The organism is Acinetobacter sp. AOR14_HL, assembly GCF_027855175.1.
In the GTDB taxonomy this organism is placed as follows: domain Bacteria; phylum Pseudomonadota; class Gammaproteobacteria; order Pseudomonadales; family Moraxellaceae; genus Acinetobacter; species Acinetobacter calcoaceticus.
The window spans coordinates 83,049-99,519 of record NZ_JAKTII010000008.1; the positions used below are offsets into that span (position 1 = coordinate 83,049).

Here is a 16,471-nt window from a genome sequence, read left to right on the forward strand (position 1 = left end):
GCTTGGTATCCTTTCTTTTTATTCCTGAAAGATTTAAAAGGCGAAATGTTCCCGTGTCTTTTCCAGCTGATTCAGTGGGGTTAGTCACTCCGCAAAAGTTCCAATTTGAAGAACCATTACATCTTGAATGTGACCGTGTTTTGCCACGTTTTGAATTAATGGTCGAAACTTACGGCACTTTAAATGCAGATAAATCAAATGCCATTTTAATCTGTCATGCCTTATCTGGACATCATCATGCAGCGGGCTATCACCATGAAGATGATAAAAAAGCTGGCTGGTGGGATAGTTGTATTGGCCCGGGTAAAGCAATCGACACAAATAAGTTTTTTGTAGTTTCGCTAAATAATATTGGTGGGTGTAATGGCTCAACTGGCCCAACGTCACCAAATCCTGAAAATGATAATCGCCCTTATGGACCAGATTTCCCATTAGTAACGGTACGTGACTGGGTAAAAACTCAGGCCATGCTTTCTGACCGGTTGGGTGTAAATATTTGGTATGCCGTTATTGGTGGCTCTTTAGGGGGCATGCAGGCACTACAATGGTCAGTTGACTATCCTGACCGCTTACAAAAATGTGTGATTATTGCCAGTGCACCAAAGCTTTCAGCACAAAATATTGCCTTTAATGAGGTTGCGCGCCAGTCGATCTTGTCTGATCCAGACTTCCATCATGGTCGTTATTTGGAAAATGATAGCTACCCGAAACGCGGCCTGATTTTGGCTCGAATGGTAGGTCATATCACCTATCTTTCCGAAGAAGCCATGAAACAAAAATTTGGCCGTGATTTAAAATCTGGCAAATTTATGTATGGTTTTGATGTCGAGTTTCAGGTCGAAAGCTATCTTCGTTACCAAGGCGAACAGTTTAGCCGTAACTTTGATGCCAATACTTATCTCATCATGACCAAAGCTTTGGATTATTTTGATCCATCACGTGAATACAACCACTCGTTAACAGACGCGATGGGTAAAACAAAATGTCAGTTCCTGATTGTTTCTTTTACAACAGATTGGCGTTTTACACCAAGTCGCTCTCAAGAGATTGTTGATGCACTCATTACCAATCATAAGCCAGTAAGTTACCTCGATATTGATGCGGAACAAGGACATGACTCATTCTTATTCCCGATTCCATTGTATGTAAAAACAATGCGCGCTTTCTTAGGCGGTGAAGAACTCTTAAAATCGACGTCACTGGAGGCAAGCTAATGCGTATTGATCAACAACTGGCAGAAAAGTGGATTAAACCAGGCTCAAGCGTACTCGATTTGGGGTGTGGTGATGGTGAATTACTCGCTCATATGAGCCAAAAGCATCAAATTCGTGCTTATGGCTTAGAAATTGATCAAGAAAAGATTGCAATTGCCGTCAGTCGCGGGTTAAATATTATTCAACAAGATTTGAATCTCGGTTTGAGCCGTTTTGCTGACCAGTCTTTTGACTATGTGGTTATGGCACAGGCTTTGCAAGCTGTAGATGCACCGGATGTTTTATTAAGAGACATGGTGCGTGTGGGTAAACAGGCAATTATTACTTTTCCAAACTTTGCGCATTGGAAGACTCGTTCTTTTCTTGCATTAAAAGGTATGATGCCTGTATCGGATGCTCTACCATATATGTGGTATAACACCCCCAATATTCATTTATGTACATTTAAAGATTTCGAAGCACTTTGTGCGGAAAATCAGATACAAATTATTAATCGACTCGCCGTCAATGGAAATCAGCAGGGAAGCCTGTTAAGCAAACATGTTCCTAATTTGTTTGGTGAAGTCGCTATTTATCGAGTGAGTGCACTATGAAAAAGACATTATTTAGCACACTATTTGCAGGACTGCTAAGTATGCAGGCTCATGCAGATTATATCGCCCAGCCACAATCGGTTGCGAGTCAGGCTGCACGCTTTTCAACAATGGGGGTTAATGACCTTCAGAAAGCTGCAAAAGCTGGTCAAGCAGGCGCACAATTTTACCTTGGTACACACTACCAATATGGTAAAGATGTAGAAAAAGATGAAAAACAAGCTTTTGCATGGTTTAAAGCAGCAGCTGATCAAGGTTTATCGCCAGCACAATTAAACGTAGGCCGTATGTATGCCGACGGTATTGGTGTCAGAAAAGATGAGTCAATGGCTCGCAAATACTTCGAGAAAGCGGCAAGCAATGGTGATAACCGTGCAAGCTATAACCTCGCGATGATGGAAGAGCAAAAGAAAAACTACGTAGGTGCTTACCAGTGGTATGAGCTTTCAACTCGTGATGGCATGCTGGACAATAAAGTAATTAGCCTATCAGAAGGTAAGAAAACTGCTCTTGCGGCTAACTTGACTCAAGAACAAATCCGTACAGCACGTGACCGTGCAGACAAATGGATTCAAGCACAATAATAACGGTTCATCCGTAAAAAACCTTACTCGACTAAAACCACCTTGTATACTCTACAAGGTGGTTTTAGTTTAGATCATGCCATTTTATATTCTATTTATTTCCCTCTATATCCCCTCTTAAAAAACACGTAACATAACTCACGTTCGATATTAGCTATAAAGTTTGGTTTTATTATGTCTACCCCACATTGGTTTGATCAGGGCAGTTTAGTTCTTGCCAGCAATAACAAAGGTAAAGTCGCAGAGTTTGAAAAACTTTTTGAACAGCTTAAATTACCTGTAGAAATTATTCCTCAAGGTCACCTTAATATTCCTGATGCAATTGAAGATGGTTTAAGCTTTATTGAAAATGCCATTATTAAAGCTCGTCATGCCTCTCAAATTTCAGGTAAACCTGCTATGGCTGATGACTCAGGCATTTGTGTTCCTGTCTTAGGTGGCGCACCCGGTATTTACTCAGCACGCTATGCTGGAGAACACGGTGATGACTCAGCGAATAATGCCAAGTTACTCAATGATCTTTTACCATTTCGTAAAAATGGTGAAGTGATTGAAGGCATGTTCGTATGTGTACTTGCTTTAGTGACTCATGCAGAAGATCCTTTGCCACAAATTTTCCAAGGTATCTGGCATGGTGAAATTTTAGAAGCTGCACGTGGTGAAAATGGCTTTGGCTATGACCCACTGTTCTGGTTGCCTGAGTTACAAGTTTCTAGTGCTGAGCTGTCTAAAGAAGACAAAAATAAGATTAGTCATCGTGGACAAGCGATGCAGTTATTTAGAGAAAGCTTGCAGAAATAAAACTTTATATCGGTTTTAGCTTAACGTTAAAGCCATTTGCTATCGTGCTAGGCGACATGGATGTCGCCACATCACTGCCTTGCGCAGATTCCCAAAGCAGTGCTTCGGAAGTCGCTCAGGATGTGTCGTCAGTTCGACAAATGGTTTTGTTACTTTTGACGAAACAAAAGTAAATATTGCCTACAACACAAAATAAGCATATAACCACTATTCAAGGCCGTCTGATCTAACCATCTTTCTTAGAAATAAAAATGCAAAAAAACAGCATAAATCGCAATACACACACAACTCACAATCGTCCCTGAAGCAATATAAGCCGCAGATCTTCCTGTTCCTTGATAATGTGTTTCTAGCGCTACAATATTGGCTGCTGGTGGCAGACAGAACATTAAAAACATCACTCCAATGTGCTGGCTCATATTGGGAATCGGTAGAAATCTATAAGTAAGTCCACAAAGAATAAGCCCACATACCACCTTAAAAGCTTGAGCTTTTGTACTGTAGATTAAATCTTTTACATGAACTCGAGTACGGCGCAGCCACATTCCCAATACACACATCCCAGCAAAAGTCATCACGAACTTGGCAACTTCATAGACCCAGTGTATGGCAGGATGTTCAATATGTTGGGCACCAAGAAGTCTAAGTAGAAGCGCACAAAAAATAGAAATACACGGTGGAGAAGTTAAAACCTTTTTTAATATATTGAGCTTACTTTGCGGTGCAGTTGTTACAGCAGTCACAGCCCAAGCATTGCCAAACAAGGACATACCAATATATAACGCCACAATAGGCGCCGTAGCTTGGGGGCCAAATAAAGCCATGGCAAAAGGAAAGCCGAGCCAGCCCATGTTGGTATAACTTGCACAAAGTGCTAATAATCTATCTTTAAATAAAGCTAAATAAGCAAAGAAAATAAGAAATGCTGAACCGAAGCTAAAGAGCATTAAACTCAAACTACCCGGTTGATAAAATACCATGTTGTAAATAATAACAACTGGAATAAGTAAGCGGGCAAGCCAAGCGGAAAGAACAGGTTTTATCGTTTCTGAAAGAGAAGTCTGGGCAAGTAAAAGTCCAGTGATGAACGCCAATATTGGCAGTAATAACGCCACGTTTGCTCCTCTCACCCATAAAAATCAGTTTGTTATGCTACACCTTTTCAAAATGAAATGTACTCTCCTTTTCAAGTAATTTAAGCTTCTCTTTTTTAACTCTTTCTAAAGTAAAAAACCAAGCACATCCTTTCTAGAACCCATCTTTTTAGATTTTGACTGACGGCCATTGTCTTAAAAATGACATATAAATGTCACATTCCTGTCATGGCAACCTGTTGATATAAAGCGAACTGAAAAGAGGTATAAGATCATGGCCGGTTTATCTATTTGGCACGTCGTTATTTTTGCAATTGTCGTTATTTTATTATTTGGTACATCTAAATTAAAAAATATCGGTAAAGACGTAGGCGGTGCAGTAAAAGACTTTAAAAAATCAGTTCGTGAAGAAGACGAAGCTGCTGCTCTTAATACTCCACGTACAATTGATGCCCAAGTCAAAACGCCTGACAGCACATCAGTAAAAAGCTAAAGGTTTTCAACCATGCTTGATGTAGGAATGACAGAGCTACTCTGTTTTGCAATTATTGCAATTTTAGTTTTAGGCCCAGATAAGCTCCCAGAAGCTGCACGCTTTGCTGGTCGCTGGTATGTTCGCCTAAAACGTTATATTACTAATTTGCAAAATGATATTGATCAAGAGTTGCGTCTTTCTGAATTTCGAAAAGAAATGCAGGATGAACTCAATCGCATTGAAGCACTGGAACTGAAAGTACAACAACAACTCGAAGAAATACAAAAACAGAATATTTCCGAAAATGTAGATAAAACTGAGGCTTCTAAAATATTGCCAAAGCCTATTCGGATATGTCTGCCTATCTCGGGTCAGTATAAAGTGCCGTACATTGGAAAGTTTATTCCTTTGGTATCGACACCCGAAATTTCAGAGACATCTCCCGTTAACTTGAAGATTGCCGTATGAACCAACTGCCTTCAACCACTGTAAATTCTCAGGAAAATCTAGACCAAATGCCTATCATGAGCCATTTGGTTATTTTAAGACGTCATTTATTTAGAATTGTTGGGGTAACATTATTTTTATTCTTTTGTTTATTACCCTTTCGAAATAACACTTACCAACTATTATCTGAACCTTTAAGGCTGCAACTTCCGGCATCATCCTCAATGATTGCTACAGATGTGACTGCAACCTTTATGGCTCCATTTAAATTAAATTTATTTGTCGCGCTCGTGTTAGCAATGCCATTTATTCTTTATGAAATATGGTCTTTTGTTCGCCCTGCGTTGTATCAAAAAGAACGACATTTAGCGATTCCGTTACTCATTGGCAGTATTGTTTTGTTCTATGCCGGAGTTGCTTTCGCATACTACATTACCCTTCCTGCAATTTTACATTTCTTTATTAGTGTATCACCTGAAACCGTCGCACCTATGACAGATATTAATAGCTATTTAAGCTTTTGCTTAAAGCTATTTTTAGTTTTTGGTCTCACTTTTGAAATTCCAATTGCAACCCTACTACTCATTTTAATAGGCGTAGTAGACACAAAAAGTCTTGCTGAAAAAAGACGCTTTATTATTGTGGGATGTTTTTTTGTGGCAATGTTCATTACCCCACCAGATGCAATTTCTATGGTGATGTTAGCTATTCCAATGTGGCTACTTTTTGAACTAGGCTTACTCTTCGGTAAAATTCTTGAGAAAAGAAAAACTCATTCTGCTGAATAAAATGATTTCTAAGAAAAAGCCTGAACCTTCAAGTTCAGGCTTTTTCTTTAGAACACTTTTTAATCTACAAAGCAATAAAGTGTCTTCAAAGTGACTTAAAAATGTAAGAAAAGTGTCATTTTCAGTCCATAGAATCAACTCAACAAATATACCCACAAAATTTACGGATTTCTTATGACAACTGCTTCTACTCAACCAACGCGTCGCGAAATTTTAAAATGGTTCTCGGGGATTCCTTTTCTACCATTAGGGGCGATGGCTACGGCAGCAACGTTAGCAGGTTGTAATGATAGTGATGACAGTTCTGTAGTCACTCCAACACCGCAACCAAGCAAATTAAAAAATGCAAAATTTACGGCAATGTCAGCTCCAACAGCAGCAGCAGACCGTGCAACAACTTTAGTAAATTCTAAATTAAAAATTGATTGGGAAAACTCAACCAGTACTGAGTACCAACTTGCTTATAAACCGTTCTTTAAAACTGGTGATAGCGTACCAAAGCATGGTGGTGGAACAATTATCGCTGGTGGTTATTTCGATGTTAACGGCAATCCAATTATGGATAAGTCTGTTGCGGGTAAAGAGCGTCAGTTCTTTTCAGACTGTCCAGATGGTTCATCATTAATTCAGTTAGAAGGTGCGAAAGTTGATGGTGTAGCAAATCCTGTATTCCATGTTGTTCAATTTGAGTACAACTCAAAGGACCAAGCAGGTGGAGATACTTATGGACAACTGCCATCACCAATTGCAATTTTGACTTTAGATCAAGACCAAAAAACTGGTCATTTAGAACTTAAAAAATACTTCAATGTTGATACTGCTCCAGTCCACGGTCTATGGATTACTTGCGGTGCTAGCCTATCGCCTTGGAATACTCACTTATCAAGTGAAGAGTATGAACCTGATGCATTCAATCAAGGCATTGGTGGTACAGATCCAAAATATCTTGGTAAATACTTCTTTGGTGATGAAACTAAAGCAAACCCATATAACTACGGTCATTTGCCAGAAGTAACAGTTAACCTTGATGGTACTGGTAGCATTAAAAAGCATTACTGCTTAGGCCGTATTTCTCATGAACTTATTCATGTGATGCCAGACAACCGCACAGCACTTATGGGAGATGACTACACAAATGGTGGTTTCTTCATGTTCGTTGCTGACAAGGAAAAAGACTTATCAGCAGGTACGCTGTATGTCGCTAAATACATCAATACTTTAACTGAAACTTCAACTGCGAGTATTCAATGGATCAAACTTGGTCATGCGACAAGTAAAGAAATTGAAGATTTAGTTGCGGGTGGAATTAAGTCAACTGACATTATGGAAAGTTTAACAACGAACCCAAATGATGCCAGCTATACTGAAATTACTTTGGCAAAGAAAACACTTTGGGTCAAACTTAAACCAGGTATGGAAAAAGCAGCAGCTTTCTTGGAAACACATCGTTATGCAGCACTAAAAGGTGCAAGTATGGCGTTCACCAAGATGGAAGGAACAAACGTGAATATTAAAGATAAAGTGGCCTACTCTGCTTTAGCTAATATTCAAGATTCAATGGTTGTTGGCGGTAAAGGTTATGTTGCAGAACATAATGTAGGGTTCTCTAAAAAAATTACTGCCGGTGGGGTTCTTGCACACAAGTTAGGTAATAGCTTTACAGACAATGAAGGCAGCTCAATTAATAGTGAATGGGTCCCTCTTTACTCATATATGTTATTAATGGGTGAAGATCTTGCTGCGAAAGATAGTTTAGGTAATACAGCTCACCCAGACAAAATTGCCAGCCCAGACAATCTGAAGTTCTCTGAAACTTTACGTACATTATTCATTGGTGAAGACTCAGGTAACCATGTGAATAACTTCTTGTGGGCATACAATGTAGATACCAAAGAGTTAATTCGATTACTTTCTACACCAGCAGGTGCAGAATCGACTGGCTTGCATGCGGTAGATTCAATCAATGGTTGGACTTATATCATGAGTAACTTCCAGCACCCAGGCGATAGCAGCAGTGTACCTGAGGATGTTAAGGCATTAATTAACCAAAATTATAACAATGGTTATAGCGCTAACGTGGGCTATATTACAGCAGACCCAATTGCACCATCAGTAACAACCAAATAATTTTTAATATGCTCCAAACATTATAGCTGGCTAAGGTCAGCTTTAATGTTTTTTAGATAAGCTCGCACTTTTTATAAAAATGAAAAATCACTGAAGTTTTAACTAACTTATCATCAAAACGTCAACGCCACGTCACATTCACAACCTAAGCTCATGAAGACTTTTAGAACAATCTCTTTATTATTTACTTAGGAATTTCCCATGACAGAGCTGACGCCATATCATGAAGACCAAGAACTGGATAACAATACTTCAGACAACATCCACTTCCGTGACATTTTAGAACAACATGTAAGCCGCCGTAGTTTAATCACCAAAGCAGCAAGCGGCGCTGTAGCATTAACTTTAGCTTCTACATTAACTGGCTGTAATGATAGTGATGATGACTCTGGTTCAAACAACGGTGGAACCACGCCTGTAGACCCAAATAAAAGACCAGAAAAATTAACCTTTACGGCCGTCGCAAAAAACCACAACGATATTGTGACTGTACCTGAAGGTTATGAAGCTAATGTCATTTATGCTTTAGGGGACTCAATCAATCCAAAAGTTGGAGATTGGGACGACAATAAAATTCCACCTGGCCCAAGCTTCCAGTTTCGCTCTGGCGACTGCCATGACGGCATGCATTTCTTTGGCTTAAATACTTCAACAAACCGCTTTGACGAGAGTGTTTCAGCTGAAGGTTTGTTAGTCATGAATCACGAATATATTAATCAGACTTTCCTTCACCCAAAAGGTCCAACAAAAGTTGATGGACGCCGCCCTGAAGATGAAGTGATTCGTGAAACTAATGCACATGGCGTTTCTATTGTTCACATTAAAAAAGATCCAACAACTCAACAAGTAACAATTGATAAAAGTTCTGCTTTTAACCGTCGTATTACAGCATCAACAGAGATGGATTTTGAAGGTGCTGCAGCGGGTTCAAGCCTGCTCGCAACTCGTTTCTCGCCTGCTGGCCGTCAAACTCGAGGTACACATAATAACTGCGGTAATGGTCATACCCCTTGGGGCACATACTTAACCACTGAAGAAAACTTTATTGGTTATTTCCAACGTTCAGGTAGCGATGAATATGCACGTACAGATGCAGAAAAAATTGCATTAAAGCGTTACGGGTTAAGTGTTAAAAAAGATGAACTCTATCGTTATGAGAAAGATGAAAAAGGTGCCCCTAAAAAAGATACAGAGGGCAAAATCATTTATGAAAAAGATAAAAATGGTGAGTTAATTCCTAACGTTGATGAACAAGGGCGACAAATTTATTTAGGCGCAAGTTCACGCTACGGCTGGGAAAGCGCGATTGGTCAGGTGGAACCACAAGACTTATATGACCGCTGGAATGCCGATGTAAAAGCTGCACAGGCAACACAGGACTACCGCAATGGACCTAATACATTCGGCTGGATGGTCGAGATTAACCCGTTTGATGGGCGTCAAAATCCAGTTAAACGTACCTCATTAGGTCGTTTTGCACATGAAGATAGTGCTTGCCGTGCCGTTGTAGGTCAACCATTAGCATTTTATATGGGTGATGACTCTCGCGGAGAATACATCTATAAATTTGTCTCTACCGCTGTATGGGATGCTAAAGATGTAAACGGCGGCTATACGGCCGGTGACAAATATATGAACGCGGGTAAATTGTATGTTGCCAAGTTTAATAACGACGGTACTGGTCAATGGATTGAACTTGCCTATGGCAAAAATGGCTTAAATGAAAGCAACACCACTTACCCTTTCAAATCTCAAGCAGATGTTGTAACATTTGCGCGTTTGGCTGGCGACGCTGTCGGCGCTACAAAAATGGACCGTCCAGAATGGTGTACGGTCAACCCAATCAACGGCGAAATTTATGTAACCCTAACCAATAACTCAAATCGTGGTAAAGATTATGCAACTGATGCAGCCAATCCACGTAACTACACAGATTTATATAACGGCACCAAAGAACAAAAAGGTAACGTGAACGGTCATATTATCCGTTTTAAAGAAACCGATGACAAAACCACTGCTGAAACCTTTAAATGGGATATCTACCTGTTCGGCGCAGAAGCATCTATGGCATCAAACATTAACCTATCTGGTTTAACTGACAATAACGATTTGTCTTCACCAGATGGTATGTGGTTCGACTCACGCGGTGTGCTTTGGATTCAAACAGACGATGGTGCCTATACCGATGTCACTAACTGTATGATGCTTGCTGCGTTACCGGGCCAAATTGGTGATGGTACTACTGCAACCACTTCAAATGGCCAACAAACGCTAGTCGGCGCTAAAGTTACAGACTCAACATTACGCCGTTTCTTGGTTGGACCAAAGCAGTGTGAAATTACAGGCATTGCCATGACACCAGACCACAAAGCTATTTTTATTAATGTTCAACATCCTGGTGAAGATTCTAAGAGTTATGCGACACCAGACAGTAACTGGCCAGCAACCCAGAAAGATCCAAGCAACAAAACTGCACGTCCACGTTCAGCAACTGTTGTGATTACCCGTAAAGATGGCGGTGTGATTGCAGGCTAATTTGTTTATGCTTATAAAAATGCCGGTCAATTGATCGGCATTTTTATTACTATCGATTTAAGAGAATCTGCTGCTGCACAATTTGACCGCTGTGCTCACCTTGTTGAGTCTTTTCTAACCATACCCATTCGTTATTAGTCATTCTTAGAAAGTTCGAACAACGTGTGCCATACACAGGACTTTGAATAAAGGTGGATGATAATAACTCTTCCATTTCTGCTTGAATGCCAGTATTCGGCAATAATGCCGTTGTGACCTTGCGCTCATCTTCCAGAATATCCCACGCTGCATGTTGCAATGTTAATTCTTCTGTCTGGTGTTGAAGCATAGGCAAAAACTCTTGCGTAAACCGTGTTCGTAAATGTCTGGTTTTTTCCCAATGATCAGACATGAGGCCATTAGAAACCACATAGACTCCATTGGCTAATACTTGAGGAGCTTCTCCGCGGTTACTCATATAGACAGCCTGATCAGCATTGCCCATAAACAAGTTAAAACCAGCAAAATTTTGTTGTTGCTGTTCTAATTGTTGTGCAAAACGAATAGGTAATAAATCAGATTCTAAAAAAGCCTGAACTAAATGCCCTCGAGAAGTTTCATATGACTTTTGATCTCGCCCATCACGGAAGTTGGTTAAAACAGCCCATCGGCCTTGAGGTGTTACCCCCATCCAAGTACCACCGGACTGTAAGTCCTGCCCTGCAACAATTGGCGTATGTTCCCACTGATGCAACAAAGCTGTGGGGCGATGATAAAACTCGTCTCGATTTGACATAAGACACAAAGGCAGATCATCCAGAGCATGCCATGCTAAAGCCACAATACACATTAATTCTTGTTCCCTATCTTTACACATTGAATGTACAACATTTTTCACATCATTCCGCTACAATCTGTCAAAACGTAAGATCAAGGAGCAGCAATGCTGACCTATCCTAATATCGATCCGGTCGCAATACACTTAGGACCTCTTCAAGTCCATTGGTATGGACTCATGTATTTATTAGCATTTTTATGTGCTTGGGGGCTTGCTTCCTACCGTGCCAAACAGCGTGATGGCTGGACATCGGACATGGTTTCCGATCTGGTATTTTACGGTGCTCTAGGTGTCGTTCTGGGCGGTCGTGTCGGCTATGTCCTTTTCTATGAGTTTGATAAATTCCTCGAAAACCCAATCTGGCTATTTCAAGTCTGGACAGGCGGTATGAGCTTCCATGGCGGCTTTCTCGGTGTTATGGTTGCTATGCTATTTTGGTGTAAAAAATACCAAAAAACATGGTTCCAAACCCTCGACTTTATTGCTCCTTGTGTACCGACTGGCTTAATGTTCGGACGCATTGGTAACTTTATTGGTGGAGAGTTATATGGTCGTGCGGTAACTGACCCAAATTATCCATTTGGTATGATTTTCCCGACAGATCCATTACATCTAGTCCGCCATCCATCACAAATCTATCAAGCGCTTTGTGAAGGTTTAATTCTATTTATTATCTTGTGGTGGTTTAGTTCAAAACCGCGTCCTCGTATGGCCGTTTCTGCCCTATTCTTAATGGGATATGGCGTTGCCCGCTTTGTCATGGAATTCTTCCGTCAGCCTGATGCCGACCAAGGTTTTATCCTCTTTGGCTGGATGACAAAAGGACAGATTCTAACAATTCCAATGTTGCTGATTGGCCTTTGGATGATGTGGTATGCCTATCAAAAGAAAATTTACGACTGGGGTCCACAAAAGAATAGTTAATATCTAAATTAGAGGAGTTTCGGCTCCTCTTTTCTTTTTTATGCTACAGTTTTTACCCTCCCAAGATGAAGATATGCCATGCTGGAATTCTGGTTTAACACGCAAGTCCCGACATTTAAAAAACTAGTGATTTTAATTATTACGCTGCTTATTTGTATTGCGCTATATCAATACCAACCACTGCCTTTAGATACGATTCTGATGTTTACTGGAACTGGGGTAATTTTTTTAATCTGTCGTTACTTTAAATTGCATTTCGCTCAAAGCAACCCGACTGGTTTACTCTACCGCCTATTTACTTGGATCCCTATTGCCCTTCTTTTCGCTCTAATTTTTGTTAAAGCGATGCCGAACTTGCTGATCTGGGGCGTGCAAGGGATTGCTTTTATGGCACTTGCTGCTTTTATTTTTTCACCTCAATCGCTTTTTAAAAAATAGGTTTAGTTTTCATGTTGGCTTATTGGTACAACGCTCCACGCCATATCAAACTCATCTTCATTGTTGCCGTTTGTGTGGCAGTTTACGTCGCTAATCAAATTCAGCCCTTGTCTCCTATTCATACTGTACTCAGCCTTATTTTCGGTTTTGGTTTACATGTTGGACATTACTTAAATAGCAAAATTTCAAATAACAAATCATATAAATCGAGCTTTGGAATTTTAAGCAGCATCTATCCTATTTTTATCGTTGTTATTTTGATGTATCTGCTTCCTGCTCAGGACAAATGGATTCTTGTGCTACAAGCTTTAGGCTTTGTACTGGTTGGCTTTTTTCTTGTTTCGATTTATCAAAATCGTGCCAAGCGATTTGATTAATTACACCCATTGAAATGTCATAGAACCATTTTTAGATTTTCATCTTGAGCTACAACAGGTATCATCTTCAGTGGTTCATGATGAAGCCGCTCTATTGCGTAATTATTTATCATTGAGCTATCTCCCCCTTTTATTTTATGGAATTAATCCGAACTCGAGAGTGTTATGCGTGCATATTTAGACCTTCTACAACATATCCTTGATAATGGCGGTGACAAAGGCGACCGTACAGGCACAGGAACCCGTTCTGTATTTGGTCATCAAATGCGTTTTGATCTCTCTAAAGGTTTTCCTTTACTCACCACAAAAAAAGTTCACTTCCGTTCTATTGTGATTGAGTTACTTTGGTTTTTAAAAGGCGATACCAACGTCCAATATCTAAAAGATAATAAAGTATCAATTTGGGATGAATGGGCGACAGCAGAACAAACTGCCCGTTTTGGCCGCCCAGAACATGAACTTGGACCAGTATATGGTCACCAGTGGCGTAATTTCGGTGCAACCAAAAATGCGGATGGCACTTATAACCAAGATGGTTTTGACCAAATTAAATGGTTAATTAATGAAATCAAAACCAATCCGAATTCACGCCGTTTAATTATTTCAGGCTGGAATCCAAATGAAGCTGGACAAGTGGCTTTACCACCTTGCCACACGCTTTTTCAATTTTTCGTACAAGATAACAAATTGTCATGCCAGCTTTATCAACGTAGTGCAGACGTGTTCCTAGGTGTGCCTTTTAACATTGCGAGCTATGCTCTACTCACCCATATGATTGCTCAAGTGTGCGGTTTAGGAGTCGGTGACTTTGTTTGGACAGGCGGTGATACGCATCTTTATGTCAATCATTTTGAGCAAGCACAACTTCAATTGACACGTGAACCTTTACCACTATGCCAATTGAAACTGAATCCAGAAGTAAAAGACTTATTTGATTTCAAATTTGAAGATGTTGAAATTGTAGGTTATGAGTCGCATCCTGCTATTAAAGCACCAGTTGCAGTATAACGACGACTCAAATTTCATTAGATTACGGTTTAGAGAATAAGATTATGGCATGGCAAAATGTAGAAGTTGTTCACGTTGTGGCAATGGACAAAAACCACTGTATTGGTAAAGGCAATGCGTTGCCATGGCATATTTCTGCCGACTTAAAGCATTTTAAAGAAATCACACAAGGCGGCGTGGTCGTGATGGGCCGTAAAACTCTTGAGTCTATGGGCCGTGCGCTACCAAACCGTGTGAACTGGGTGATTACCCGTGACATTAACTGGCAATTTGACGGTGTTAAAGTTGCCTATTCAATTGAAGATGCTTTAAATGCAGCTTTAGAAGATGTGAAAAATTCTGAAAAGCAGGCGCTGTTCATCATTGGTGGTGGTGAGATATTTAAGCAGACTTTGTCGATTGCAGACCGTCTTGAACTCACTCATGTTGACTTAGATGTGCAAGGTGATGCACATTATCCAACAATACCGAGTGAATTTCATAAAACTGCGAGTGAACAGCAAGTTGATGAAAAATCAGGAACTTCATTCGAGTTTGCTACTTATAAAAAATAATTCTATGGATGCCTATGCACAATATCGGAACACGTGAATTTATTACTGCCCTACTTTTGGGGCTATTACATAGTCTATTCACGCTGTTTATTGTGCTCTCTAGCATTTGGGTATGTGTAGCGCTCTGGGTTCAACAACCTTTTGGCTGGTTAGGCAGCCGCATACTCATTGGCATCTGGATTGCTTTTGCGCTCAGTATGGTTGGCTTATATGTTGAAGGCCATATCATTAGCCGCCGTACAGACATCCTAATCTATCTTCTCGCGTTTGCTTGTTCTCTCGTTTGGTATTTTTCAATTACTGCACGTCAAGACCGCGACTGGAACCCTGAAGTTGCCAATATGCTGAGCTACGAAAAACATGGCGATGTGATTACCCTGCATAATGTTCGTAACTTCAACTGGCATCCCGATGGAACCTATGATGTTCGGTGGGAAACTCGAACTTTTGATCTTAACCAGTTGAATGGCATAAACATTATTGCCTCTTACTGGATGGGACCACAAATTGCTCATACATTGGTCAGTTTTGAATTTAAGAATCAACAGCCCTTAGTATTTTCAATCGAGATTCGCAAAGAAAAAACTGAAGAGTTTTCGGCAATTGGTGGATTTTTTAGAAAATATGAACTTAGCTTAATTGCTTCTGATGAAAAAGATATTGTGTACACACGCAGTAACATCCGCAAAGAGCAAGTTTATAATTTTCCTATCAACATGCCACGTCGCGAGCAAAAGGCTTTATTTTTAGAATATCTAAAGAAATCTGATGAACTTCGTGCAGAACCAAAGTGGTACAACACTCTCACCAGTAACTGCACCACATTAATTTTTGATATGGTTCAAGCGATTAACCCATATCAGCTTCCTAAAGATTACCGCCTAATCGCTTCAGGTTACTTACCTAATTATTTATATGATCTTAAAGCACTTAATCAAACTATCAGTTTAAAACAGTGGTATCAAATTGCACACATCAACCCACGTACTGAAAATTTTGAACAGCTTTCAGATCAGAGTAGCGAACATTTCTCTCAAATCGTTCGACAAGGTTTACCAAAACCGAAATAAGTAATGCACTTTTCTTTACTTTTTTATACATGCTTTACTTTGTATTTTAAATACATAACCCCTATTGTAATAGACAGGAAATAGAGGAAAAAACAATGCAACAGGCCTTATTTGGCGGCGGCTGCTTTTGGTGCGTCGAAGCCGTTTTTTTACAAATTCGTGGTGTAGAAAAAGTAACTAGTGGTTATGCGGGTGGGCATACAACTCATCCAACTTATGAGCAAGTCTGCCAAGGAGATACTCAGCATGCTGAGGTGATCTTAGTAGATTTTGATGAAGAGCAAGTAACATACTCCCAGTTACTCGATGTATTCTTCGCGACTCACGATCCAACGACTTTAAATCGCCAAGGTAATGATATTGGCACGCAATATCGCTCTGTTATTTACTATTATAATGAAGAGCAAAAGCAGGCAGCAGAACATACGATTCAAACGCTAAAAGATGATGATCTTGATATTGTGACTGAATTGTCTCCTGTCCCGACATTCTATCCAGCCGAAGAATATCACCAGAATTACTATGCAAAGAATCCTTCACAAGGTTATTGCAACTTTGCGATTCCACCTAAGTTGCTCAAGCTATATAGTAAATTCCAGCATCTTATGAAAGATCAATAAATTAG

At 40.0% G+C, this 16,471-nt stretch carries 17 protein-coding genes and 1 pseudogene; 16 read left to right on the forward strand and 2 right to left on the reverse strand.

Translation table 11 applies throughout. The annotated features are described in order from the left end of the window. Positions 1-53: 53 nt before the first annotated feature. From metX to rdgB, 4 genes are all read left to right on the forward strand, one after another. The gene (metX, locus tag MKL38_RS08690) at positions 54-1,214 is read left to right on the forward strand and encodes a homoserine O-succinyltransferase MetX (RefSeq protein ID WP_004641065.1); all 1,161 of its coding nucleotides are present in this window, start codon (positions 54-56) and stop codon (positions 1,212-1,214) included. Then, on the forward strand, positions 1,214-1,807 hold the full coding sequence (gene metW / locus MKL38_RS08695) for a methionine biosynthesis protein MetW (protein ID WP_001217230.1): 594 nt from the start codon (positions 1,214-1,216) through the stop codon (positions 1,805-1,807). Before metX ends, metW begins: the two co-directional genes overlap by 1 nt. After that, positions 1,804-2,391 (forward strand): tetratricopeptide repeat protein, encoded by a 588-nt coding sequence (locus MKL38_RS08700; protein WP_013198993.1) that lies wholly within the window; start codon positions 1,804-1,806, stop codon positions 2,389-2,391. The genes metW and MKL38_RS08700 overlap by 4 nt, the downstream gene beginning before the upstream one ends. Positions 2,392-2,565: 174 nt before the next feature. Then, on the forward strand, positions 2,566-3,192 hold the full coding sequence (gene rdgB / locus MKL38_RS08705) for an RdgB/HAM1 family non-canonical purine NTP pyrophosphatase (protein ID WP_270903065.1): 627 nt from the start codon (positions 2,566-2,568) through the stop codon (positions 3,190-3,192). Positions 3,193-3,431: 239 nt separating this feature from the next. Here rdgB and MKL38_RS08710 read toward each other — a convergent pair whose 3' ends face one another. Beyond that, complete coding sequence (locus MKL38_RS08710; RefSeq protein ID WP_270903066.1) at positions 3,432-4,307, reverse strand: AEC family transporter; 876 nt, start codon at positions 4,305-4,307, stop codon at positions 3,432-3,434. A gap of 253 nt (positions 4,308-4,560) precedes the next feature. On the opposite strand from MKL38_RS08710, the gene MKL38_RS08715 reads away from it, so the two are divergent. From MKL38_RS08715 to MKL38_RS08735, 5 genes are all read left to right on the forward strand, one after another. After that, entirely contained in the window at positions 4,561-4,779 is a 219-nt protein-coding gene (locus MKL38_RS08715) for a Sec-independent protein translocase subunit TatA (RefSeq protein ID WP_003654829.1), read from the forward strand. 12 nt (positions 4,780-4,791) lie between these two features. After that, positions 4,792-5,229: a Sec-independent protein translocase protein TatB gene (tatB, locus tag MKL38_RS08720; RefSeq protein WP_270903067.1), complete on the forward strand. Its 438-nt coding sequence runs from the start codon at positions 4,792-4,794 to the stop codon at positions 5,227-5,229. Continuing rightward, a complete protein-coding gene (tatC, locus tag MKL38_RS08725) occupies positions 5,226-5,996 on the forward strand; it encodes a twin-arginine translocase subunit TatC (RefSeq protein WP_003654824.1) in 771 nt (256 codons plus the stop codon). The genes tatB and tatC overlap by 4 nt, the downstream gene beginning before the upstream one ends. 174 nt (positions 5,997-6,170) lie before the next feature. Next, positions 6,171-8,123, forward strand: a complete 1,953-nt coding sequence (locus MKL38_RS08730; protein ID WP_004641055.1) for a PhoX family protein — start codon at positions 6,171-6,173, stop codon at positions 8,121-8,123. A 201-nt stretch (positions 8,124-8,324) separates the two neighbouring features. Beyond that, positions 8,325-10,658 (forward strand): PhoX family protein, encoded by a 2,334-nt coding sequence (locus MKL38_RS08735; protein WP_270903068.1) that lies wholly within the window; start codon positions 8,325-8,327, stop codon positions 10,656-10,658. Positions 10,659-10,707: 49 nt separating this feature from the next. On the opposite strand, the gene MKL38_RS08740 is transcribed toward MKL38_RS08735, so the two are convergent. After that, on the reverse strand, positions 10,708-11,487 hold the full coding sequence (locus tag MKL38_RS08740; protein WP_270903146.1) for an NRDE family protein: 780 nt from the start codon (positions 11,485-11,487) through the stop codon (positions 10,708-10,710). A gap of 93 nt (positions 11,488-11,580) precedes the next feature. On the opposite strand from MKL38_RS08740, the gene lgt reads away from it, so the two are divergent. From lgt to msrA, 7 genes and pseudogenes are all read left to right on the forward strand, one after another. Further along, positions 11,581-12,399: a prolipoprotein diacylglyceryl transferase gene (gene lgt, locus MKL38_RS08745; protein WP_092707274.1), complete on the forward strand. Its 819-nt coding sequence runs from the start codon at positions 11,581-11,583 to the stop codon at positions 12,397-12,399. A gap of 78 nt (positions 12,400-12,477) precedes the next feature. Next, entirely contained in the window at positions 12,478-12,837 is a 360-nt protein-coding gene (locus MKL38_RS08750) for a hypothetical protein (protein ID WP_009392979.1), read from the forward strand. A gap of 11 nt (positions 12,838-12,848) precedes the next feature. Beyond that, positions 12,849-13,218 (forward strand): annotated as a pseudogene (locus MKL38_RS08755) (hypothetical protein); the annotation flags it as partial. Between the two features lie 161 nt (positions 13,219-13,379). Next, a complete protein-coding gene (gene thyA, locus MKL38_RS08760) occupies positions 13,380-14,222 on the forward strand; it encodes a thymidylate synthase (RefSeq protein WP_003654809.1) in 843 nt (280 codons plus the stop codon). A gap of 44 nt (positions 14,223-14,266) precedes the next feature. Continuing rightward, positions 14,267-14,776 carry a dihydrofolate reductase gene (locus MKL38_RS08765; RefSeq protein ID WP_231764124.1) on the forward strand — a complete coding sequence of 170 codons (510 nt, stop codon included), beginning with the start codon at positions 14,267-14,269 and terminating at the stop codon, positions 14,774-14,776. Between the two features lie 14 nt (positions 14,777-14,790). Continuing rightward, on the forward strand, positions 14,791-15,846 hold the full coding sequence (locus MKL38_RS08770; protein ID WP_270903069.1) for an Lnb N-terminal periplasmic domain-containing protein: 1,056 nt from the start codon (positions 14,791-14,793) through the stop codon (positions 15,844-15,846). A 95-nt stretch (positions 15,847-15,941) separates the two neighbouring features. Beyond that, entirely contained in the window at positions 15,942-16,466 is a 525-nt protein-coding gene (gene msrA, locus MKL38_RS08775) for a peptide-methionine (S)-S-oxide reductase MsrA (protein ID WP_003654802.1), read from the forward strand. Positions 16,467-16,471: the final 5 nt, after the last annotated feature.